The 22,625-nt window shown below is 56.6% G+C and carries 22 protein-coding genes; 2 read left to right on the top strand and 20 right to left on the bottom strand.

The genetic code is table 11. The features are described 5' to 3' along the window. Positions 1-35 precede the first annotated feature (35 nt). The 5 genes from PHU01S_RS08675 to PHU01S_RS08655 form a co-directional block, all read right to left on the bottom strand. Positions 36-269: a type II toxin-antitoxin system antitoxin gene (locus PHU01S_RS08675; RefSeq protein WP_021877229.1), complete on the bottom strand. Its 234-nt coding sequence runs from the start codon at positions 267-269 to the stop codon at positions 36-38. Positions 270-281: 12 nt separating this feature from the next. After that, a complete protein-coding gene (locus PHU01S_RS08670) occupies positions 282-1,151 on the bottom strand; it encodes an SPFH domain-containing protein (RefSeq protein ID WP_049869283.1) in 870 nt (289 codons plus the stop codon). A 134-nt stretch (positions 1,152-1,285) separates the two neighbouring features. Beyond that, positions 1,286-1,807: a hypothetical protein gene (locus tag PHU01S_RS08665; protein ID WP_048745842.1), complete on the bottom strand. Its 522-nt coding sequence runs from the start codon at positions 1,805-1,807 to the stop codon at positions 1,286-1,288. A gap of 137 nt (positions 1,808-1,944) precedes the next feature. Beyond that, on the bottom strand, positions 1,945-2,283 hold the full coding sequence (locus PHU01S_RS08660; protein ID WP_127507149.1) for a hypothetical protein: 339 nt from the start codon (positions 2,281-2,283) through the stop codon (positions 1,945-1,947). A 139-nt stretch (positions 2,284-2,422) separates the two neighbouring features. Further along, entirely contained in the window at positions 2,423-3,376 is a 954-nt protein-coding gene (locus PHU01S_RS08655; protein WP_048745844.1) for a magnesium transporter CorA family protein, read from the bottom strand. A gap of 85 nt (positions 3,377-3,461) precedes the next feature. Here PHU01S_RS08655 and PHU01S_RS26255 point away from each other — a divergent pair, with 85 nt between their 5' ends. Then, positions 3,462-3,632, top strand: coding sequence for a hypothetical protein (locus PHU01S_RS26255; protein ID WP_218032432.1), 171 nt, complete (start codon positions 3,462-3,464; stop codon positions 3,630-3,632). A gap of 53 nt (positions 3,633-3,685) precedes the next feature. Here the strand turns inward: PHU01S_RS26255 and PHU01S_RS08650 are convergent, their stop codons facing one another. From PHU01S_RS08650 to PHU01S_RS08620, 7 genes are all read right to left on the bottom strand, one after another. Further along, complete coding sequence (locus tag PHU01S_RS08650) at positions 3,686-5,023, bottom strand: TrkH family potassium uptake protein (RefSeq protein ID WP_021877224.1); 1,338 nt, start codon at positions 5,021-5,023, stop codon at positions 3,686-3,688. Positions 5,024-5,157: 134 nt separating this feature from the next. Then, the gene (locus PHU01S_RS08645; protein ID WP_021877223.1) at positions 5,158-7,407 is read right to left on the bottom strand and encodes a response regulator; all 2,250 of its coding nucleotides are present in this window, start codon (positions 7,405-7,407) and stop codon (positions 5,158-5,160) included. 27 nt (positions 7,408-7,434) lie between these two features. Then, a complete protein-coding gene (locus tag PHU01S_RS08640) occupies positions 7,435-8,223 on the bottom strand; it encodes a CheR family methyltransferase (protein WP_083436370.1) in 789 nt (262 codons plus the stop codon). 52 nt (positions 8,224-8,275) lie between these two features. Then, positions 8,276-11,959, bottom strand: coding sequence for a response regulator (locus PHU01S_RS08635; RefSeq protein WP_048745847.1), 3,684 nt, complete (start codon positions 11,957-11,959; stop codon positions 8,276-8,278). Positions 11,960-12,281: 322 nt separating this feature from the next. Next, positions 12,282-12,875: a hypothetical protein gene (locus PHU01S_RS08630; protein ID WP_049869279.1), complete on the bottom strand. Its 594-nt coding sequence runs from the start codon at positions 12,873-12,875 to the stop codon at positions 12,282-12,284. 113 nt (positions 12,876-12,988) lie between these two features. After that, positions 12,989-14,005 carry a CobW family GTP-binding protein gene (locus tag PHU01S_RS08625; protein WP_048745848.1) on the bottom strand — a complete coding sequence of 339 codons (1,017 nt, stop codon included), beginning with the start codon at positions 14,003-14,005 and terminating at the stop codon, positions 12,989-12,991. A gap of 129 nt (positions 14,006-14,134) precedes the next feature. Next, on the bottom strand, positions 14,135-14,461 hold the full coding sequence (locus tag PHU01S_RS08620) for a YflT domain-containing protein (protein WP_021877218.1): 327 nt from the start codon (positions 14,459-14,461) through the stop codon (positions 14,135-14,137). 271 nt (positions 14,462-14,732) lie between these two features. On the opposite strand from PHU01S_RS08620, the gene PHU01S_RS08615 reads away from it, so the two are divergent. After that, positions 14,733-15,905, top strand: a complete 1,173-nt coding sequence (locus PHU01S_RS08615; RefSeq protein ID WP_048745850.1) for a glucose-1-phosphate adenylyltransferase — start codon at positions 14,733-14,735, stop codon at positions 15,903-15,905. A gap of 98 nt (positions 15,906-16,003) precedes the next feature. Here the strand turns inward: PHU01S_RS08615 and cysK are convergent, their stop codons facing one another. From cysK to PHU01S_RS08575, 8 genes are all read right to left on the bottom strand, one after another. Beyond that, positions 16,004-16,924 (bottom strand): cysteine synthase A, encoded by a 921-nt coding sequence (cysK, locus tag PHU01S_RS08610; protein WP_127507147.1) that lies wholly within the window; start codon positions 16,922-16,924, stop codon positions 16,004-16,006. 184 nt (positions 16,925-17,108) lie between these two features. Then, complete coding sequence (gene groL / locus PHU01S_RS08605) at positions 17,109-18,737, bottom strand: chaperonin GroEL (protein ID WP_021878822.1); 1,629 nt, start codon at positions 18,735-18,737, stop codon at positions 17,109-17,111. 87 nt (positions 18,738-18,824) lie between these two features. Continuing rightward, the gene (gene groES / locus PHU01S_RS08600; RefSeq protein WP_021878821.1) at positions 18,825-19,106 is read right to left on the bottom strand and encodes a co-chaperone GroES; all 282 of its coding nucleotides are present in this window, start codon (positions 19,104-19,106) and stop codon (positions 18,825-18,827) included. Between the two features lie 201 nt (positions 19,107-19,307). Beyond that, on the bottom strand, positions 19,308-19,577 hold the full coding sequence (locus PHU01S_RS08595) for a hypothetical protein (protein WP_021878820.1): 270 nt from the start codon (positions 19,575-19,577) through the stop codon (positions 19,308-19,310). A gap of 272 nt (positions 19,578-19,849) precedes the next feature. Further along, a complete protein-coding gene (gene tatC / locus PHU01S_RS08590; RefSeq protein ID WP_174806344.1) occupies positions 19,850-20,662 on the bottom strand; it encodes a twin-arginine translocase subunit TatC in 813 nt (270 codons plus the stop codon). 50 nt (positions 20,663-20,712) lie between these two features. Next, positions 20,713-20,964 (bottom strand): twin-arginine translocase TatA/TatE family subunit, encoded by a 252-nt coding sequence (locus tag PHU01S_RS08585; RefSeq protein WP_048748655.1) that lies wholly within the window; start codon positions 20,962-20,964, stop codon positions 20,713-20,715. A gap of 136 nt (positions 20,965-21,100) precedes the next feature. After that, a complete protein-coding gene (locus PHU01S_RS08580; RefSeq protein ID WP_048748656.1) occupies positions 21,101-22,108 on the bottom strand; it encodes a molybdopterin-binding protein in 1,008 nt (335 codons plus the stop codon). Positions 22,109-22,110: 2 nt separating this feature from the next. After that, positions 22,111-22,605, bottom strand: a complete 495-nt coding sequence (locus PHU01S_RS08575; protein ID WP_048748657.1) for a MogA/MoaB family molybdenum cofactor biosynthesis protein — start codon at positions 22,603-22,605, stop codon at positions 22,111-22,113. Positions 22,606-22,625 lie beyond the last annotated feature (20 nt).

The raw sequence follows: 22,625 nt of genomic DNA, 5'->3' as shown, positions 1-22,625 counted from the left end.
CGTTTTGCGTCAATCATGAATGATGAGGCTTGCTGCTAGCTGGATCCGTTCTCCGGGACCTCTGCGTCCCCGGAAGGAACGGACTTGGATTGATCCTCCGCAGCTTGAGGAGGAAGGCTTTTGAGCCTGCCGCTCTTCTTCAGCGATTCGCGGAGCAGATATTCGATATGCGCGTTTACGCTGCGGAATTCGTCGCCGGCCCATTTCTCCACGGCCTGGTACAGCTCCAGGTCCAGGCGCAGCGGAAACGCCTTGCGTTCTTTGGCCATTAGACGGCTGCCTTAATTATAGAGCGTACCGGTATTGATGACCGGCGTCGTTCCCCGTTCGGAGACGATGGCAACCATAAGATTGTTGATCATCGCCGCACGCCGTTCGTCATCCAGTACGATTCCGTGGTGCTTCAGCTGCTGCAGGGCCGACTCCACCATGCCGACAGCACCGTCTACGATTTTTTGCCGAGCCGCTACGATCGCTTCCGCCTGCTGGCGCTGCAGCATCGCACCTGCAATCTCGGCTGCATATGCAAGGTGGGACAGACGGGTTTCCAGCACTTCCACGCCAGCTACGCTGAGGCGCTCCTGAAGCTCGGCGAGCAGCCGTCCGGAAATTTCGTCCGCGTTGCCCCTAAGCGAGATGACGGAGCTGTCCTCGTACGTGTCATAAGGGTACTGCGCCGCGATATGGCGGATCGCCGTCTCGCTCTGGATTTCCACGAACGTCTCGTAATCGTCGACGTCGAATGCCGCTCTGGCCGTATCCGTTACCTTAAATACGACCACCGCTGCAATTTCGACCGGGTTGCCGGAAGCATCGTTGACCTTCAGCTTCTGGCTGTTGAAGTTCCTGACCTTGAGCGACATCCTGGATTTGACGGTGAACGGAACGACGATCCACAGCCCGCTATCCGATACCGTGCCTTTGTAACGTCCGAAAAACGTAATGATTTTCGCCTGATTCGGCTGAACGACCGTAAGCGAGCTGAACGCCACGAGCGCCAGCAGCAGCAGGACGACGCCCAGCACATTCATGCCAGCCGAACCATCGTCGGCATTGCCCGATACAAAGCACCAGATCGCTGCCGCTGCCGCCGCGATAGCAGCCAGCGTCGCCAGGAAACCGTTCGCATGCCAAGCCTGATGTTCCTTCATCCCCATCACACTCCATATCAACTTGATATGATTATGATATCACTTTTTCTTTGAAATGGAAAATAAAAAATCCTTCCTTATGGGAAGGATTTTTATCGAACCTAAAGGTCGCTGCCCCATCGCCCTCTCTTCCATCAAGAGGGCCGTGTACCGTCCATCTGATGAGGTCCCTTCGGCGCTGGAACCTTCAGCTTCCCCTGCTCATGCAGGCTTTTCAGCTCGTCGCGAAGCTGCTGCTCCGACTTTCCCTCGACTTTGATGCCTTGCTTGGCGGCAAATTCCTTCATTCTCGCGAAGCGTTTTTCCTTCATGCTCGCTTTGAAGGCCGTCCATTTCTCCGGCTGCTTTTCCTTGGCCGCGTGAATTTCCTGACGGAGCTGCTCCTCCGTCTTGCCGTCGGCTTTGATGCCGAAATAAGCCGCGGCTTCCTTCAGCATGGCGAGCTTGCGGGCTTCGCGGTATCGATCGTGATGCGGATGGCCTTTCGGATTCCGCAGATCTCCTTGATGGTTGTAGCGGTCCGGAGCGCCCATATCCTGCGATGCATGCGGAGATGCCTGCGGAGCTGCCGGAGACGCCTGCGGCGCGGCGTAAGCGGCGGCTGGCAGGGCAAGAGCGGCAAGCAGCAAGGCAGCCGCTGTCCAAGTTGCTTTCATCGATGCTGTCATCCTTTCGGTCTTGGATTCCTTCCTTTCGTATACTTCCCTCTTATTGTTTAATTATTCCAACCTTGCTGAAAATCAAAAAAGCGTCCCCGGAGGGACGCCCGCTGCTGTATGAAAAGGAATGGATGTTATACGGACTGGCTCTGGAGCTTCTCGCTGAACTGCTGCTCCGTCATATCGTCCTCCAGCACTTCCGACACGGGGATTTCCGGACAATCCGCCTTCGTGAACGATTTGCCTTTGAGATAGTAACCGTTCTTCCTCGCAATGGAGTAGAAGCTGCACAGCTGATCCGCGATCTTGACCGCTGCTTCTTCCGAAGTGGAGCTGGCCAGGTTGTTGCCGAAGCTGAGCGGATTTTTGGAGCTCTGAATATTGACTCGGTACGGAGCAACAGAGTCCGACTCTTCATGCTTGACCAGAATCTCGATGTCGGAGCAAGTATTACGATATTTGATGGTCATCATCAACACCGCCTGTTGAGACCTCGTATGAGGTAGATTCGGTCAGTGCATTCCAGCGCTGCCGTACTAGCTATTACACGGCTCAGGCAGCTGTTAAACAGCGTGCCCAAGCCTTCCGCCAACATTTTCTGCCGCATGCCCGTCACAGCCGTTCCCGTCGGTTGTCCTCCCGGAGAAGATCCCCCATCCAGCCTTTCGTCCGCATCCAGAAATAGACGCCGACCGTAGCCGCCAAAATGACGGCAAGCCCGAATACGTATCCAAGCTTCCACTTCAGCTCCGGCATCTGCTCGAAATTCATCCCCCAGATCGCGCCGATCGCCATCATAGGCGTGCAAAGAATCGTGAACACCGTGAGCGTCTTCATGATTTCGTTGCCGCGGTAGTTCGAGATATTGTCCTCGAGCAGAAGCAGCGACTCCACCTCCTGCCGGTACTCTTCCTGCAGCATGATCATCCTCTCCAGACGCGAGTTGAACGCCTGATGGATGAGACTCTCCTTCATCTCCTCGGGAAACGCTTCTTCCAGAGCAAACCGGATTTCGCGGACCGGCCTCGTCAGTCCGGTCCAGTGAAGCAGGCCGTAGCGGAGCTCCAGAATGCGGTGAAACATATAGCCGCCATTGCGGTCCCGGATATTCTCCTCCATCTCGCGCAGCTTCTGCTCGAAATTGTCCATCCCGTCGAAGAACGGCTCCATGATGCCGGCAAGCAGCTTGATGAATCCGTCCAGAGCCGTCTCCGACTGCTCGATTTCCGCAAAAAAATGAGCGGCTCCTTCACAGCCGTCGACAATATCCTCTTCATCGAAACCGATCGTATACAGATTGCGGTGCCCGAGGTAAAAATGCATCGTGCAGTTGCTTCTCTGGTCATCATCCGATCTGCCCACGACAAGCGTCCCGAACACCGCATTTCGGCTCCCTTGAAAGGAAGTAGCCGCAAGATGGTTCACATCCCGATCCTTGCTTCTTTCGATCCATTTCCGCACGGACTCGTCCTGCCGCCACATTTCCGCCGCTTGCCCGCTGTCGCCGCTCCGATGCCACGCCCAGCTCCGGCCTTCCGCCGACGAGCGCTTATCCTCGTTCCCCATCGTTCCCACTCCTGACTGACTGCATCTTGACCGTTTACTACCCTTCCATTACCCTGCCCAGCCGCCCTCGGAATCAGTTGGCGACATGGCAATGATTGAAAAAAAGCCCCGCAAAAATGCGGGGCTGCTGAAAAACAAGCGAAGGGCGCGGAATCGTTCCGGAGAAACGGAATGTGGTCGCCTTTGTCACCGGATTTCAACCGCAGAAACGGCAACAATCAAAGAAATACGGGGACAACAGCGATCGGAAGAATGATTCGCGCACGCAGCGACTACTTTTTCAGTGGCCTCAAAAATGCGGGGCTGCTCTCAGCCGATAATGATCCGGCCCTCCGGATATCGGAACGGTTCTTTTTTGGATTTGGAGCGGATCGCGAACGCCAAGGTTAACAGCCCGAGCCTGCCGGCAAACATCAGGAAAATGATGACCCCTTTGCCGACAGGGGTAAGATCAAAGGTGGCTCCAAGGCTGAACCCGACCGTGCCGAACGCCGACACGGCCTCAAAGAGAAGAACGAGGAAGGAAGCATTCTCCACGGTCGTCAGGATCATCGTGGAGGCGACGATAATGATGACCCCCATGAGCGTGACCGTGATGGCCCGATACAGCTCCTTGGCTGCAATCCGGTACCGGAAGATCACCGCATCCTCGCGGCCGCGCAAAATCGCATGGATGCCGGCAAGCAGCACGACGAAGGTGGTCAGCTTGATCCCTCCTCCTGTAGAGCCCGGCGCGGCTCCGATGAACATAAGGATGATCATCAGAAGCTGGGTCGCCTGACGGAGCTCCTCGATCGGCACCGTATTGATTCCTGCCGAGCGCAAGCTGAATGATTGAAAAAAGCTGGCCCAGATCTTGCCGTTCAGCCCCAGATGGCCGAAGCTCCTTGTATTCGTAAATTCAAAGATAAAGAAAAGAATGGCGCCGCCCAATGTGAGGACGACAGAAGCCCACAACACGACCTTGCTGTGCAAGGAGATTTTGCGCCTCTCGGGAAACCGGATCAGATCCGCCATGACAATGAAACCGATGCTGCCGAAGAAAATAAGCGTCATCGTAATCAGATTGATCGCGGGATCGCTGACGAACTGGCTCCAGCCCCCGATAATTTCGAAACCGGCATTGTTGAACACGGAAACCGCGTGGAATACGCCGAAGTAGGCCGCTTTGGACAGCGGCATGGAGTCCATCCAGATGAACGTGTACAGCAGCGCTCCGACCCCTTCGATAGCGGCGGAGAACAAAAAGATCCTTATAACGAGCTGGACGATTCCGCTCATTTCCGTCTGATTGAGGGACTCCTTGAGCACGAGGCGGTCACGGAGCGATATTTTGCGGCCGAACGCCAGGGCAAACCAGGTAGCGGCCGTCATGAAGCCCGTCCCTCCTAGCTGGAACAGCACGAGCAGCACGATTTGTCCGAACAAGGAATATTCGGTGCCTGTGTTCATAATGGTGAGCCCCGTCACGCATGTAGCCGAAGTCGCCGTGAACAGAGCATCCAGTACAGGAATCCGCACCCCGTCAGCCGAAGCGGCAGGGGTAGCGAGAAGAATCGTGCCAAGCACGATCAGAGAAAGAAATCCGCCCGCAAGCACCCTCGGAGGTGTCAGGTAGGTAGAGCGGATATAACGATTGGACAGCACGGCTCGAAGCCCCTTTCCGCTTCATTTCTAAAAGCGTGGTGAAAAATAGATGACCTGCGGTCGGAACGGGTCGCCAATCGCTGTTGTCTCCTTGGCAAGCCTTCCCGGCCCGGACATGCAAAAAGCAGCCCACATCAATGCGTGGACTGCCTGCCCATGGTCCAGTCATAATCCAGATACCGGCCGATAATCGCTTCAAGCATCTCCAGCCGGATCGGCTTGCTGATATAATCGGTCATCCCGGCTTCCAGACAGCGCTGCCTGTCTCCCGGCAGCACGTTGGCGGTCATCGCCACGATGACCGGCTGCTTGCCGGCACGCGCGTCTCCGTTGATGAGCCTTGTCGCCTCAAGTCCGTCCATGACCGGCATTTTCATATCCATGAAGATCATATCATAGAATCGGTTTTTTGCCATCGCCACGGCCGCTTCCCCGTTCTCCGCCACATCCGCTTCGATGCCGAGACGATCGAGCAGCTTGAGGATCAGCTTCTGGTTCACGTCGTTGTCCTCGACGACGAGAACCCGGGAACGCTCGCTCGGCGCCGGCACGCCGCGATCTCCAGTGCCGAGCGTGAATGGCAGGACGTTGGCCTTCAGGACAAGGCGGCTGGCTGCGCTCGTCTCGCTGGCCGCAGTAGTCTCGGTATAGGTCTCGCTCAGCATGGCGGAGAAGGAAAAGGAATCCGAATGAGGAGGGGCTTCCCATGGACGTGAGCCGGGCAGCGGGTGGTCTTCGGCTGGATCTCCCTCCAAAGCCGGATAACATTCCTCCATCTGCTTGAGGCGGACGGTGAAGGTGAAGCAGGCTCCTTTGGGCTCATTGGCGCACGCTTCGATCGTCCCGCCCATCAGCTCCACCAGATTTTTGCAGATGGCTAAGCCTAGTCCGGTTCCTCCGTACTTGCGGGTCATGGAGGAGTCCAGCTGGGAGAACGGCTGGAACAGGAGGGGGAGCTTATCCTCCGGAATGCCTACCCCGGTATCGCTCACTCTGAACTGGACAACGATGCCCTCTTCCTGGCGCTCGGCATCGTCGGGCGAATCCTCGGCAAGGCGAACGTCGACATCAATATGCCCTTCATGCGTGAATTTGATCGCATTGCTGATCAGGTTCATCAGAATCTGGCGCAGCTTGGTTACGTCCCCGTACAGATACTCCGGCAAATCCGGGGATATCGAACAGAGGATATCGAGATTGCTCTCGCGCGACTTGGCGATGAACAGATCCAGCGATTCGTCCACGCAGCTCTTCAGATCAAAAGGAACCATCTCAAGTTCCAGCTTGCCGGCTTCGATCTTGGCGTAGTCCAGAATGTCGTTGATGACGCTGAGCAGGCTGTCGCCGCTCTTCAGGATGATCTCGGCAAAATCCTTCTGCTCCTCGTTCAGTTCCGTCTCCATGAGAAGATTGGTCATGCCGAGAATGCCGTTCATAGGCGTTCGAATCTCGTGGCTCACCATCGCCAGGAACTCCGTTTTGGCTCTGTCGGCCACCTCCGCTGCTTCCTTGGCCGCTAGAATTTCCTCCTCCGATTTCTTGCGCTCGCTGATGTCGCTGACCGTGCAGGCGAAGATGACTTCCTCATCCACCAGCGTGCTGCCGAGCTTGATCTCGGCATGGAAGACACTGGCGTCCTTGCGGCGCGGCATGACTTCGATCAGGCGCCCGGAAGAGATTCCGTCCATCGCGGCTTCGCCCATGAGATCCAGCTGCCTGACGCATATTCCCGGGATAAGCTCATCGACCTGCTTGCCGACGACTTCTTTTTCCCGGTACCCGAACATCGGATAGACCGACGGATTCACCGTCAAAATGGTTCCGTTCTTGTCAAACGTAATCATCGTATCCATCGAAGTCGAGCTGATGACGCTTTTGACGGCTTCCGACTTGGTCAGCTGGTAGGCCGTGCGCATCAGCTCCTTGTTCATGCGCTCCAGCTCCTGCGTCTGCTGCTGAAGCAGGACGGCTTGCTGCTGCAAGGTTTTGTTGCCGACGTACATCCGGACAAAGCCTTCGATCTTGGAACGGAAAATTTGGGGAACGAAGGGCTTCAGCATATAATCGATCGCGCCGACGGCGTAGCCGGCGAACATATGCTGGGCTTCCTTGCTCGTCGCCGACACGAAAATGATCGGTATCTCCTTGGTCTTATCCCTGGATTTGATCATTCGAGCGGTTTCGAAACCATCCATCCCGGGCATCTGGACATCCATGACGATGACGGCAAAATCATCCTTGAGAAGCGCCCGCAGCGCCTCCTCGCCGGAAAGGCATTTGACGAGATTGTAGTTGAGATCGCCAAGGACGGCTTCGATAGCCAGCAAATTTTCGGGGTAGTCATCGACCAGCAGGATATTGATAGGCCCGTCATAAGAGATCATGGTTTCCCCCCTCCCTTGTCTGTGGCTTTACTTGACTTTGCGGTAGATCCGGTTGATCAGGTCCAGCTCATCGAACTGATCCGCATGCCGGGTGAAGTTGATGCTTTCCTTGGTTCCCAGCAGCAGCACGCCGAACATGCTGAGACTGTCGTAGAGCAGCCCATGCACATGGTTCTGGAGATCCTTGTTGAAGTAGATCATGACATTGCGGCACAGGATGACATGAAATTCGTTGAAGGAGCCGTCCGTGACGAGATTGTGCTGGGCAAAAACGATATTTTTCTTCAGGAAGCTTTGGAAAATAACCGATTCGTACTTGGCCGTGTAGTAGTCCGAGAACGACTCCTTGCCGCCGCCGTCCTGGTAATTGCGCGTATACTGCTGCATCCGCTCAATCGGGAATACGCCCTGCCTCGCTACATCGAGAACGGTCGAGCTCATATCCGTGGCGTAGATTCTCGTGCGGTCGTAAAGCCCTTCCTCATGAAGCAGAATCGCCATCGAATAGACTTCTTCGCCGGTCGAGCAGCCGGCATGCCAGATCCGGATGAACGGATACGTCTTGAGCAGCGGAACGACATTTTTGCGGAACGACTTGAACACTTCCGGATCGCGGAACATCTCGGTGACATGGATCGTGAGATCCGACAGAAGCCTTTCCATGCAGCCACGGTCGTGGATCACCCGGTCCGTCAGCGACGTGATCGTCGTCAGCCGTTCCGCATGCACCCGATGCCATATTCTCCTACGGATCGAGGCATAGGCATAGTTCCTGAAATCATAGCCGTAGAGCTTGAACATGGCCACGAGCAGCATCTCGATCTCCAACTGTTCTCTTTCGTCCGAGTCGCTCGGACGAGGTTTGACGCTATTTATACAACCACACCCTCATTAGTGAAAGAAGTTGATCAACGTTGACCGGCTTGGCGATGTAATCGCTGGCCCCGGCTTCAATGCATTTGTCCCGATCGCCTTTCATCGCCTTGGCGGTGACGGCAATGATCGGCAGCTTGTCGTAGCGGGAGTCGGCTCGGATGAGCCTCATCGCTTCGTACCCGTCCATTTCCGGCATCATGATGTCCATGAGCACGAGATCAAGATCGGGATTTTTCTCGATCTGCTCGATAGCCTCCCGGCCGTTCTCGGCATAGGTAATGTTCATCTTATACCCTTCAAGGACATTGGACAAGGCGAACACGTTGCGGATATCGTCGTCGACGATGAGAACGTCCCTGTTTTCGAAAATGGTCTCCACGCTGTGAAGCTTGCGCAGCACGTTGCGCTTGTCTTCCGGCAGCTCGGCTTCGACCCGGTGCAGGAAAAGCGTCGTCTCGTCAAGCAGCCGCTCCGGCGACTTGACGTCCTTCACGATAATCGTCTCGGCGTATTTCTTGAGCATCATTTCCTCGCGCTTCTCCAGGTCGCGGCCGGTGTAGATGATGATCGGCAGATCATGCAGCTCTTCGTTGCGCCTGATCTGGTCCAGCAGCTCGAAGCCGGTAATGTCCGGCAGGCCGAGATCGAGGACCATGCAGTCGTAGTGATGCTCGCTCAGCTCCTTGAGCGCCTCGCGTCCGGACGATACTCCCGTAATGACCAGATCGTCATGGCCGATCAGCTCTTCGATGGCGTGACGCTGGATCTCGTCGTCCTCCACAACGAGCAGACGCTTCATATTGCGCTCCATGAACAATCCGATCTGCGTAAACAGATTGTCGAGATGCTCCTTGGAGACCGGCTTCTTGAGATAGGCGATCGCTCCGAGCGCGAGACCCTGCTGGACCTCGTCGATAACCGAGATCAGATGGACCGGAATATGGCGAGTGTTGGAATCGTTTTTCAGATGATGGAGAACGGACCAGCCGTCCATGACCGGCATTTGGATATCCAGGAGAATCGCATCCGGAAGGTACGTTCTTGCATAGGACAGGCCCTTGTCTCCCTGTCCGGCAACGATGGCCTTGAAGCCTCGCGAGCGGGCGATATCGACGAGAACTTTGGCGAAAGCGACGTCATCCTCGACGATGAGGACGACTTTATCCCCTTCCTTCAATTCCTTGAGGTCGTCTTCCACATCGAACGCATGGCGGGCAAGCTCGGGCTTCGGCTTCCGTTCCGCCGGGATGACCGGCGACGGAAGCGCCGCCGCCGCTTCGTCCATGCCGCTGAACGAGCTTCTTGAGACTTCGAAGTCGGATCCGTCGTTCATTTTGACGAGATGGAATTCCGGAAGCGTGAGCACGAAGGTGCTTCCCTCTCCCGGCTTGCTCGTCAGATGGATGTCTCCGCCAAGCAGTCTGGCCAGATCCCGGCTGATCGCGAGGCCAAGTCCGGTACCGCCGTATTTGCGGCTTGTCGTCCCGTCGACCTGCTGGAAGGCTTCAAAGATGATCGCCTGCTTGTCCTCGGGAATTCCGATGCCCGTGTCCTTGACTTCGAACGAAATCCAGCTGCCCTGGGCGCCTTCCGGCATCTCGGCCGGGGTGGATTTGCGGATCCGCATGCTGATGGAGCCCTGAGTCGTGAACTTGAACGCATTGGACAGCAGATTGCGCAGGATCTGCTTGACCCGGTGGCTGTCCGTGAACATTTCCGCCGGCACGTCCTCCTCCGTCTCCGTAAGGAACGGCAGCTCCTTCTGGATGCTGACCGGCTGGAAGCTGCGTACGGCATACTGCTCCAGATCCCGCAAAGGAACATGTTCGGTGACGACGTCCATCTTGCCTGCGCCGATCTTGGACAGGTCGAGAATTTCGTCGATCAGCTTGAGCAGATCGCTGCCCGAAGTATGAATGGTCGTTGCGAACTCGATCTGCTTCTGGGTTAGATTTCCGTCCTTGTTGTCCGACAGCATTTGGGACAGAATAAGCAGGCTGTTGAGCGGAGTCCGCAGCTCATGCGACATGTTGGCCAGGAACTCGGACTTGTACTTGGAAGCGAGGCCGAGCTGGACCGTCTGCTTCTCGAGCGCGTCCCTCGTCTGCTCGATCTGCTGGCTGTGCTTTTTCGTTTCCTTCATCTGCAGCTCCAGCAAATGGGTTTTCTGCAGCAGCTCCTCGTTCGTCTGCTCCAGCTCTTCCTGCTGGCTCTGCAGCTGCTCCTCGGAAGCCTTGAGCGCCCTCGTCTGCTCTTCGAGACGGTCGTTGGAGCTGCGCAGCTCTTCCTGCTGGCTGATCAGCTCTTCGGATTGGGATTGGAGCTCTTCGCTCATCGTCTGCGATTCGCGCAGAAGCTCCTCGATCCGGATCCTTCCGAACAGGTTGTGAAGCACCATGCCGGCAGACTCGCCGATCTGCTCCAGCAGCTCGTGGTGCAGGCTTGTGAACGACTGCAGGCTGCCGAGCTCAAGCACAGCCACGACGGAATGCTGATAATGGACCGGCAGCAGATAGAGCTCCCGGATCTGCGTCTGCCCGATGCCCGAGCGGATGTTGAGATATCCTTCCGGCACCTCGGTCAGATGCATCGACTTGTTGTCCGCCGCGATTTGGCCCACGAGTCCTTCTCCGAACCGGAAGGAGGAAGCCGCTTGCAGACCCTCCGTCCCTGCATAAGAAGCACGCAGCGTGAAGGTTCTGCCTTCACCGAGATGATCGCGGATATAGAGAGCTCCATAGGTCGCTCCCGTAAGAGGGGCGACGGAGGAAATGAATTTCTCCGCCAGGTTCTCCAGCTCCGTGATGCTCTGAACGCCAACGATGACGTTGGCCAGGCTCGTTTTAAGCCAGGTCTGATCCTGCATCATCTGGTTGTATATTTTCTCCGCCTGCGTCTTTTCATCCAGATCGTCCGCGAGCTTGTAGAAGGAGTCCGCTACCTCCTTGAACTCGCCCTCTTGGACCATCGCATCCAGGCGCGTCTCCCGGGTCGATTCTCCTCGAGAGAACCCGACAATCGCGGAGGAGAGGAACCGGAAGCCGCGGTTGAGCGTCTTTGTATTCCAGATAATGATGAACAGGCCGAGCAGGACGCCCGCAATCGTCACGGCAACCATGATATTGGTCGTCGCCTCGTTATCGTTGCGCGTCTGTTCGACCAGCTGGTCCAAGGCGCGCTGATGATAAGCGGCCATCTCGTCGGCATTATTGACGAGCGTCTCCTGATAGCGGAGGCCTTCGCTTTCCCGCAGGGCGACGGCTCCCGCTCCGTTGCCGGACTCTACGAGCTTCATCGCCCGGTCGACATACGAGAAGAAGTCGGATGTTCCGGCTTCCATCTTGTCCAGCATCTGAAATTCGGATTCGGATGAGGCAATGCCTTCCAGCTTTTTAAGGGCGGCCTGGACCGATTCTTTGTTCTTTTCAATGCTGTCTCGGTTGCGGTCGACCGTTTCCTTGGTAGGCACGGTCAAGATATTCACCATATACTTGGCCATGTTGTTCACGTTGCCGCGCATGCTCGTCGTGGTGGCCACCTTGGTGTATCTCTGATCGTAGATCTCGTTCAGCTGATTGCTGAGATTGAACAGATTGCGAATTCCCGCGCCGCCCAGGACAATCATGATGGCGAGCAGGATGACAAACCCCAGTTGAACTTTTGTCCGTATTTTCATGTCAGCCGATCACCGGATCCCCTCTGAAGTAATAGTGGATGAGCTGTATATGTGAGAACCTTAATCTTTCCCTCTATGAATTCTCTATGAATCCTCTATGAATCCATTCACTCTATGAATACAATTGTACAAATAATAGAGCCGGGAGTCATCCTCTCTCGACGTATTGGCAGCATTTCCTGGCCAACACACGAATCGGCCGCCTCCCTCAAGGGTTGCGACCGGACGTTGGATCAAAGTTTTCTATTCTTTACCCTGCCGAAATGAAATTGAACCACCTTTTCGACAGAAATCTATGTTTTTTTCATCCGCGGTTATTCCTCTACTCCATGTCCGCCCAGAAGAAGTCGACGGATAGAACTTGGCCCGTCTTCTGATTCAGGAACAGCTTGGCGGCAAAACCGTTGGCATCCACATATCCGACGCCATCCTCGGCCTTGTACTGAGGCTCTCCATACCGGCCTACCCAGCCTTCCAAGGTGACCGGAAGCTCCTCATCCCCTACCCGAACCGACCGGTTCGAGGAAGGCACGCTTACATAATCCACTTCCGTACCTGTGAAAGCGATGTTCATGTCGGGATAAGTCCAGCGCGTCTGCTCGGCGAGAAGCTCATCCTGAGCCGCTTCGAGCGGAAGTCCAAGCTCGGAGACGATCTGCTCCTTGTCGTCGGTCAAGCGGACTCCGTTGATCGTGCCGAAGTCCATCGTCCCCGGAACGGCATTTGTCGAGGAAGCGGATTCCTCTTTCAGCAAAGCAATGACAGCGGGAGGAGCAGGCTGGCCTGCTGCCGTCTCCGTCCCCTTGGCCGGCGCGGCGGCAGACGGCAAGGATGCGACGGGGCGGGTCAAGGAAATCGCCATTCCTATAACCAGAAACAGGCAGGCAACCGAAGCTGTAAGGATCGTCTTTTTCACATTGCTTCCTCCCTTTCCACATGCTGCTGATCCAATAGTATCCATTAACCAGCGGACTCAGCGCGCGAAACAGCAAATCAGCCTGCCGGAAGCCGGCAGGCTGGAGGTCGTCTTTATTCGGCTTGATCCGTATGCCCCGCCTCCAGAACGGCAAGCCGCTCCAGCACTTCGCCTCGCGAGAAATGCTCTCCGATGAACACGATGGCGTCGCGCATGCTCTCGGCCGGAGACAGAGGAATGAAATCCGTCTCCCTGTACGCGAATTGAAAATGGTACCGGCTCGCCGTGTCGGCGAATGTGACGATTCCTTTCGCCCGGTACACGTTGTCGGGCAGCGTCTGGAGCATGCTTTCGAAGTCCATGCTGTCATAAGGCCGCTGCGGATAATAAGTCACTGCCATCAGATGCTCGTGGGCATGGGCATGGCTTTCTTCCTTCCTGGCAGCGGATGCATCCCCTGTTCCCCCATCGGTCCTAGCGGCGACCTCCTCGGGCCTCAGGGCAGCTCCGGGATCAGCGGACAGCACGCCCTCGATCCATTCCGCCTCTGCGCGGCCATGCCGGACGGTGACGAGCGAAGCATGGGAATTGAGCTCCCGAATCCGCTGCTGAACCTCGACCAGCTCCTCGGGATGGAGCAGATCGGCTTTGTTCAGCACCAGCTTCGTGGCGCAGCGGATTCCGTCCTCCATCAGCTTCATCGTACGCCGGCTCCCCTTGAGGCGAAGCACGCCCGGGCCGTCGACGACAGTGACGACAGCGGACAGGTAGAGCGATTCGTGCAAGGCGGCGTCCATTACGCCTTCCACCAGCTCCAGCGGATTCGCAGCTCCGGTAGCTTCGATGAGAATGACACCGGGCCTCTCCCTCCTCGCCAGCAGGACCAGCTCTCCGGCCAGATCGCCTTTCATCGTGCAGCAGATGCAGCCGTTCAGCATTTCCTTGAGCGGAACGCCGGAATCGAATCTCGCCCCCTCCAGATGAAGGTCTCCCAGCTCGTTGAGAACGACTGCCGGCTTGATGCCGGCTTCCCGGCAGCCGTCCAGCAGGCGTGTCAGCAAGCTCGTTTTGCCGCTGCCCAGAAATCCGGCCAGAACGACGACCGGTACAGGAGTGACTTGTTCTTCCATTTTCTCCCCATCCTCTTCCGCTAATCGTCTTTAAACCCTTCCAGTATAACGGATTCCGTTCCGAAGGCACAAAAAAACGCCCGGCCGGATCGAATCGATCCAGCCGGACGTCCAAGCTTCGGGGGCATCTCAGTGAGGCTTGGCGATGACCAGGATTTTGCCTTGGTCAAGAACTTCCTCATAGCGCTCGGCTTCCATTTCGGTCAAACCTACCGACTCCAGCTTGGAGCGCAGCGCATCGCCGCGGGAGCGGAACATATTCGCCATGGAATCGAAGACGCCTTCCTCCTGCATGCCGATGCTGTTGGCTTGTGAATTTTCGGCCAGGCGATCCGTCTGGTCTTTATCGTGGGCAAGCACATAAATCTCGTCCTTGTCATATCCGCGTCGATTGAGCTCGCGTACTGCCGACATTGCGTCCATTCCGCTTTCTACAACTTGAATGCTTGGTTTCATGGTGTATCCCTCCAAATGGTATAGTTGTCGGTTCGGCCCCGCCGTGGCAGGGCGTTCAAGCTTACAGGTTAGTACCCCTGCCCCGATGCTCGTGAAACATTCCGCTTGGCGACGCCGAGGCGGCCATTCCGACTCTCTACAGATTAAAATGCCTGCGGAAAATCTAGGGAAAAGGATATCATTGGAATTTTCTCATCTTGGTTTCAAAGATTTTCAGGCCGTTTACTTATACCGTATAAAGAATTCGAACGAGACAACGGAGGTAACACAGATGAATGTTAACAACGAATGCATGGCAATGCTCCTCGCGGGAGGAGAAGGCAAACGGCTGGCGCCGCTGACGAACCGGCTGGCGAAGCCGGCTGTTCATTTTGGCGGCCGCTACCGCATCATCGATTTCCCGCTGAGCAATTGCGTTAACTCCGGAATCGGCAGCGTGGGCATCCTCGCTCAATATATGAAGCAATCCATCAGCGGCCACGTTGGCGACGGCTCCGCTTGGGACAACACGGACATCACGATCCTTAATTCCGAGGATCAAAAGACCGGCTACAAGGGAACGGCAGACGCCATTTTCCAGCACATCGATTTCATCGATTCCCATCAACCGGAGCATCTGCTCGTCATCTCCGGCGACCATATCTACCAAATGGACTATAAGGAAATGCTCAGCTTCCATAAAGCCCGCGGCGCGGCCGCGACGATCGCCGTCAAAGAGGTTCCTTGGGCAGAGGCTTCCCGCTTTGGCCTCATGAATACGGATGAGCGGCTGAACATTACGTCCTTTGAAGAAAAGCCGGCCAAGCCTCAGAGCAATCTGGCCTCGATGGGCGTTTATATTTTCCGGTGGGCCGATCTGCGCGAAGCGCTCATTCTGGATGCCATGCGCGCCGATTCTTCCCATGATTTCGGCAAGGACATCATCCCTTCCCTTCTGGCCTCGGAGGAGAAAATCATCGCCTTCCCATTCAAAGGCTACTGGAAAGATGTCGGTACGCCGGGAAGCCTGTGGGAAGCCCATATGGATCTGCTCCAAGGCACGATCGACCTCAACCGTCCCGAATGGCCGATGTATACCCCATCCCTGTCGGTAAGCCCGGCCATCTATGTGGAAGGCAAAGGGGAAGTAAGCAATTCCATCGTCCAGCGGGGCTGCCGGATTCAAGGAGATGTGGAGGGGTCCATCCTCTTCCACAGCGTCCAGATCGGAGAGGGCAGCACGGTGACGGACAGCATCATCATGCCGGGGGCGAGAATCGGCCGCAATGTGAGCATTCACCGCGCCATCATCGGCGAGGGCGCTTATGTCGCGGACGGATCCTCCATCGAGGGCAGCGATGACAACCTGACTGTCATCGGCGCGGGCGAGTTCCGCTACAGCCGCTCCCCGCTCCGCAGAACCCGCCCGACGGCTATGCTGGGAGACGTACGGACCGGTTCTTGATTATGAAGATGCACAAAAAGTCTGCCTTTGACGGGCAGACTTTTTGTTGTGTTCAGGGATGCTGCTGCACTCGCTCCTGCCCATCCAAGAGTCTGGAATCAAAAAATGTCCATGCTGAGATATCTCTCTCCGCTGTCAGGCGCGATGCAAAGAATGCGCTTGTCCTTGCCGATGCGGCGCGCTTCCTGAACCGCCGCCCAGACGGAGGCTCCTCCCGATGGACCGAGCAGGATGCCTTCCTTGGCCGCAAGCTCCCTGCATGCGGAAATGGCCGCATCGTCCTCGACCTGCACGATGTCGTCGTAGACATCTGTATTCAGAATCGGAGGCACGAAGCCTGGACTCGTACCGACCAGCTTATGGGGTCCGGGCTCGCCGCCCGACAGGACGGGGGAACCCTGCGGCTCCACGACAAGAATGCGCAATGCCGGCAGCAGCTTGCGAAGCTCTTCTCCCGTTCCGGTAATCGTTCCTCCGGTGCCGCTGGAGGCGACGAACACATCCATTCGCCCTTCCATCTGCTCCATGATCTCCAGCGCCGTCGTTCCCCGATGCGCATCTGGATTGGCGGGATTTTCAAATTGAAGGGGAATGTAGCTGCCTTCAATTCCTGCAGCCATCTCCTTCGCCTTGCGGATCGCTCCCGGCATCCTCTCCGCTGCCGGCGTCAGCACGACCTCGGCTCCGTAAGCCCGCAGGATGCCGATCCTCTCCTTGCTCATATTGTCCGGCATGACGAGAATGGACTTGTATCCTCTCGCCGCCGCATTCATGGCGATGCCGATGCCCGTGTTGCCGCTGGTCGGCTCGATGATCGTCCCCCCCGGCTTCAGGAGACCGTCCTTCTCCGCTTGCAGCATCATATTGGCGGCGGCCCGGTCCTTCACGCTTCCGCTCGGATTGAACTTTTCCAGCTTCACGTACACCTCGGCGTCCTCGGGACCGACGAGCCGATTGAGCCTGACTGCCGGGGTATCTCCGATCAGCTCAGTGACGGAATTCACGATTTTAGGAGGCATTGGCATCTTCCTTCATTAAAGTTTCAACAATTCGATTACTATGCATGTTACAGGAATAATCCCGGATTCTCAAACGCGCAGCCGCACCCTAAATCGATCGTAGTCATGGAGTGGTCAAAAGAACAAAAAAGGGACCCCGGAGGGTCCCTTTTTCCTTGCTGGATCAGGCTTGGCGGCCCGGCACTTACATCATGCCGCCCATTCCGCCCATTCCGCCCATGTCAGGCATAGCCGGTTTGTCTTTTTCCGGTTTGTCGACGACAACCGCTTCGGTCGTCAGAACGACAGCCGCTACGGAAGCGGCGTTCTGCAGCGCGGAACGCGTTACCTTCGTCGGGTCGACGATGCCGGCTTCGAACATGTTCACCCAGTCGCCGGTAGCGGCGTTGTAGCCGATGCCGATCGCTTCTTTTTTCAGGCGCTCGACGATGACGGAGCCTTCGACGCCTGCATTGGTCGCGATCGTGCGGACCGGCTCTTCGAGAGCGCGCAGGATGATGTTGACGCCGGTTTTCTCTTCGCCCGTCACGTCCAGAGCTGCAACAGCTCCGTACACGTTCACGAGTGCCGTGCCGCCGCCGGATACGATGCCCTCTTCCACAGCTGCACGCGTGGAGTTCAGGGCGTCCTCAATGCGCAGCTTGCGCTCTTTGAGTTCCGTTTCGGTCGCTGCTCCGACTTTGATGACTGCAACGCCGCCGGACAGCTTGGCCAGACGCTCCTGCAGCTTCTCGCGGTCGAAGTCGGAAGTCGTTTCTTCCAGCTGCGTGCGGATCTGCTTCACGCGCACATCGATGTCGGTTTTGTCGCCGGCGCCGTCAACGATGATCGTGTTTTCTTTGGTTACGCGGATTTGGCGAGCGGAGCCGAGCTGCTCGACCGTCGTGGACTTGAGGTCCAGGCCGAGCTCTTCGGTGATTACTTGGCCGCCCGTCAGAGCGGCGATATCGCCCAGCATCGCTTTGCGGCGGTCTCCGAAGCCAGGAGCTTTGACGGCTACGCAAGTGAAGGTGCCGCGCAGGCGGTTGACGATAAGCGTAGCTTGAGCTTCGCCTTCGACGTCTTCAGCGATGATCAGCAGCTGCTTGCCGGATTGAACGACTTTCTCCAGAACAGGCAGGATCTCCTGGATGTTGGAGATTTTTTTGTCGGTGATTAGGATGTACGGGCTGTCGAGGACAGCTTCCATCTTGTCCGTATCCGTGATCATGTATGGAGATACGTAGCCGCGGTCGAACTGCATGCCTTCTACCACTTCGAGCTCCGTGTAGAAGCCTTTGGATTCTTCAACCGTGATGACGCCGTCGTTGCCGACTTTTTCCATCGCTTCAGCGATCAGCTGGCCGACTTCGTCGTCGCCGGAGGAGATGGCCGCAACCTGTGCGATGGAATGCTTGCCTTCGATCGGCTTGGAAATATTTTTAAGCTCTTCCACGGCAGCGCGGACAGCTTTCTCGATGCCTTTGCGCAGAACGATCGGGTTCGCGCCGGCCGTTACGTTTTTGAGACCTTCGCGGATGATCGCTTGAGCCAGAACCGTAGCGGTCGTCGTGCCGTCGCCGGCAACGTCGTTCGTTTTCGTTGCGACTTCTTTGACCAGCTGGGCGCCGGCATTTTCGAACGGGTCTTCCAGTTCGATTTCTTTGGCGATGGATACGCCGTCGTTCGTGATCAGCGGGCTTCCGAATTTCTTCTCGAGCACCACATTGCGGCCTTTAGGACCGAGCGTTACTTTAACTGCATTTGCAAGAGCGTCGACTCCGCGCAGCATGCCGCGGCGTGCGTCTTCGCTGAACTTGATTTCTTTTGCCATCGTCCATTACCTCCCGGTATATAGTTGTGGATGGAATCCTCTAAGTATGAAAATCCGATGTATGGCGAAGCTTCGCTGCAAGAAGCCTTAGCCGAAGATCGCGTGGATGTCGCTTTCTTTCATAATCAAATACTCTTTGCCCTCGTATTTGATCTCCGTTCCCGCATATTTGGAGAACAGAACACGGTCGCCGACTTTCACTTCCAGCTCAACGCGCACGCCATCCTTAAGCGCACCGCTTCCTACAGCGACGATTTTGCCTTCTTGCGGCTTTTCTTTCGCCGTGTCCGGCAGCACGATACCGCTGGCGGTAGTCTCTTCTTTAGCGATCGGTTCTACCAATACGCGTTCACCCAAAGGTCTGATCATGAAAAAATAGCCTCCTTAATTAGAATTTGTCGTATTTTGTTAGCACTCATAAGGCCTTAGTGCTAATAACAAGTTTTATGATACTCAACTTGGGACCGGATTTCAAGTGGGAGGCATCGATTTTATGTGAAGTTTACATCCCTTCTCATCCAAACAAAATAGCCGCCGGCTGGGCCGACGGCTAACAGAGGGGATAGAACGTCATTTGTTGGAGGAATCGTCGAGTGCTTCAAGCTTCTCCGAGACGAGATGAAGCGCCGCTCCGGAGGTGTAGATGAAGACGCTGCCGATAAGGAATCCGATGCCGACCATAAGGGTCATATTCGTGTCGCTGAAGTGGGTGATGTCCCACAGGCAAGCTACAACGCCGATCAACAAGCAGGTCCAAGCCATTATATTCATGAATTGGAAGAGACGATCGACCGCGGTTTTGCTTTGCTCGATTGGCTTGACAGAAATCATCTTGGCCATGAATGTCACATCCCGTTCAAAGTTGTAAGTGGTTTCATATCTATACTATACCACATTCCGCCTAAATATGTTCAAATATTTTTCACTTTTTGATCAAATATTGGACATGGATCGGTCTCATATGGCTTGAAACGCCTATTTATCAGGCTTGACTGGGGCAAAGTCAATGCTCATACCCTCTCCATCTTGTCCGATTCATGTCCGTTTTATGACGTTCCGGACGGCAGGCAGCAAAAAAAGCCTGCCGCATGGGCAGGCTTGATGCATGCTTTCTATTTGCTTGCAGCGACGGCGTAATCCTGCTCGAACCGCGCATCCTTCTCCTGCTGGCGCTTGTAGATCCGGGCGCACATCAGGATGCTCAGCTCGTAGAGCAGGATGAGAGGTATCGCCACCAGCGTGTCCGAGACGACATCGGGCGGAGTGACCGTGACGCCGATGAACACCATGATGAAGTAGGCGACTCTCCTCATCTTCCGCAGGCCGCCCGGCGTCAGAATCCGGATCGCGGTCAGGAACATGAGCAGGAGCGGCAGCTCGAACAGAAGCGATATCGGCACGATGATGTTGACCATGAACGTCAGATACTGCACGATGCCGTACGTTTCTTCAAGTCCAAGGCTTCGGGCGACCTTGGAGGTGAAGTGGAAAGCCATCGGGAACACGACGTAATAGGAGAACGCCAAGCCGAGCAGCAGCATGAACAGCGCGTAGGGAACGTACCGGAGCGCGGCCCGCTGCTCATGCACGCGAAGAGCCGGCTTGACAAAGGACCAGAGCTGGAAGAAAGCGACCGGAACCGCCGGAACGAGCGCGATGATGAAAGCGAACTTCATATAGATTCCGATGCCGTCCCAGAGGGAGAAGGTATGGAAGCCTCCGATCTCCTTGGCCTGTTCCGTGGACGTCAAGTAGTTGTACATCGGTTCGGCGAAAAAGAGGCCAAGTATCAATCCCGCTATGAGCACCAGCAAAATCACGAAGATCCGCTTGCGCAGCTCTCCCAGATGGTCCATGAGGGACATCAGGCCTTCTTCCCGCAGCCGCGTGCGCTGCCCTGCCTTATTCCCCGTGGGGCTGGCCATACGCGATCCTCCTTACATGTACAAGTTGAATCATTCCGGCTGTCCGCCGGTTATTCCGGAAGACGCTTCGAATCCGCGCGGACAGGCTCGACCTCTCCGTCTACTTCGATGCGCGACGCAGCGTCGCGGCGCGCAGGCTGCTGCTGATTGTCGTCTTCCATCAGATCGCGGGCGCCGGCCTTGAATTCCTTCAGCGTGCGGCCGAAAGCGCGGCCAAGCTCCGGGAGCTTGTTGGGTCCGAACAGCAGGAGAGCGATAACGGCGAGCAGCAGGAAGCCTGTAGCTCCAATTCCACTAAACATGATGAATGATTCCTCCTCTGGATTTCGCGAGAATCTCGCTGGATGTCTGGCGTCTCCAGTCATCCTTCCTTCCAGGAGCCATCGTGCCTGAAGGGAAGGATGCTGAAGACAATCGGTAATGCGCGCCGCGGAAGCTTCAGCAGCCGTAAAGGCCGCCGTAGCCCATCGCGGCAATATCCTCTTTGACGATCTTCTCCCCGGCCAATATCCGGGGAAGCAGCACATCGAACGACGTATAGGGGTCGTGCATGACGCAGCCCGGAAGGCCCAGCACAGGCGTCCCGCCTAGATAGCCGATGAGCAGCATCGATCCCGGCAGCATCGGCGTCCCGTAGCTGACGATGTCGGTGCCGGCCGATCTGATGGCGCCTGGCGTGCGGTCGTCGGGGTCGACGGACATGCCGCCTGTAAGCAGTATCATATCATACTCTTTATTTTTGTACTCAAGGATTTTCCTTGCAATGGCGTCCTTGTCATCCGGCATGATCGCCTGCTCGGCAACCGCCGAGCCGAGCGCCTCCAGCTTCGCCCGGACCGCCGGCCCGAACCGGTCCTGGATCCGTCCGCTGTGCACTTCTCCGCCCGTCGTGATCAGTCCGGCCGTCATCGGACGAAGCGGCTTCACCTCGATAGGAGCCCTGCCGGTAGCGGAACGATATTCGGCGGCGAGGCTTTCCACGGCCTCGATCTTGGTTTGGGATACAACGAGCGGAATGACGCGCGTCGCCGCGAGCTGTCCGCCCGCTTCGACAAGGCGGTTGCTGCTGATCGTGGCAAGGGCGATATCGCCGAGGGCGTTGACCGCGTTCACATAGTCGGAGTCGATCTTGGCGAGCCCCTGCATCGAGGACTTGACCGCAACCTTGCCCTCGTGCGGCTCGCCGAGCTGCGTTCCATCTCCTTGTAGAGCCTTGGCCATCCTCAGTGCCGCATCGTCCTCGTGCAGCTCGTCCTCGGCCAGCTCCATGACATAGATATGGGCTTTGCCGATATCCAGCAGGGCCGGTATATCGGCTGCTTCAATGACATGGCCTTTCTTGAACAGCCTGCCCTTGAAGCTTCCGGGAACGATTCGCGTCAAATCATGGGCCAGCCGGAGGCCGAGCGCATGCTCGACAGGCACTTCGCGCAGCTTGGTTTTCATGGTCACCCTTCATGCTCCCCTTCCCGGCCCGATACGATGCCGAGAGCATGAGGCAGCTGGTCGATGACCGCCATCAGGCATTCATGGACGCCCTTGGGATTGCCCGGCAGATTGATGACCAGCGTCCGGCCCCGGACGCCGCTGACGCCGCGAGAGAGCATCGCCTTGCGTGTACGCGACATCGTGCTGCTGCGCATCACTTCCGATATGCCGGGAACCAGCCTCTCGACGACCTTGAGCGTCGCCTCCGGCGTCACATCCCGCGGTCCAAGCCCTGTGCCTCCGGTCGTAAGCACCAGGTCGGCCTGATAATAATCCGTCATTTCGATCATGGCCGCCATGATTTCGTCCTGCTCGTCGGGCACGATCCGGTAATCCACGATATCCCCGTGCAGCTCCTCCTCGACCAGCTCGCGGATGACCTGCGCGCTCGTGTCCTCCCGCTCTCCCCTGAAGCCCTTGTCGCTTGCTGTGAGAACCGCTACCTTCCATCGCATCTGACGTTCCTCCCGTCCCC

The sequence above is a fragment of the Paenibacillus humicus NBRC 102415 genome (assembly GCF_004000905.1).
Classification (GTDB): Bacteria; Bacillota; Bacilli; order Paenibacillales; family Paenibacillaceae; genus Paenibacillus_O; species Paenibacillus_O humicus.
Note: the sequence above shows the minus strand (reverse complement) of the source record. Positions and strands in the feature narration are given on the sequence as shown.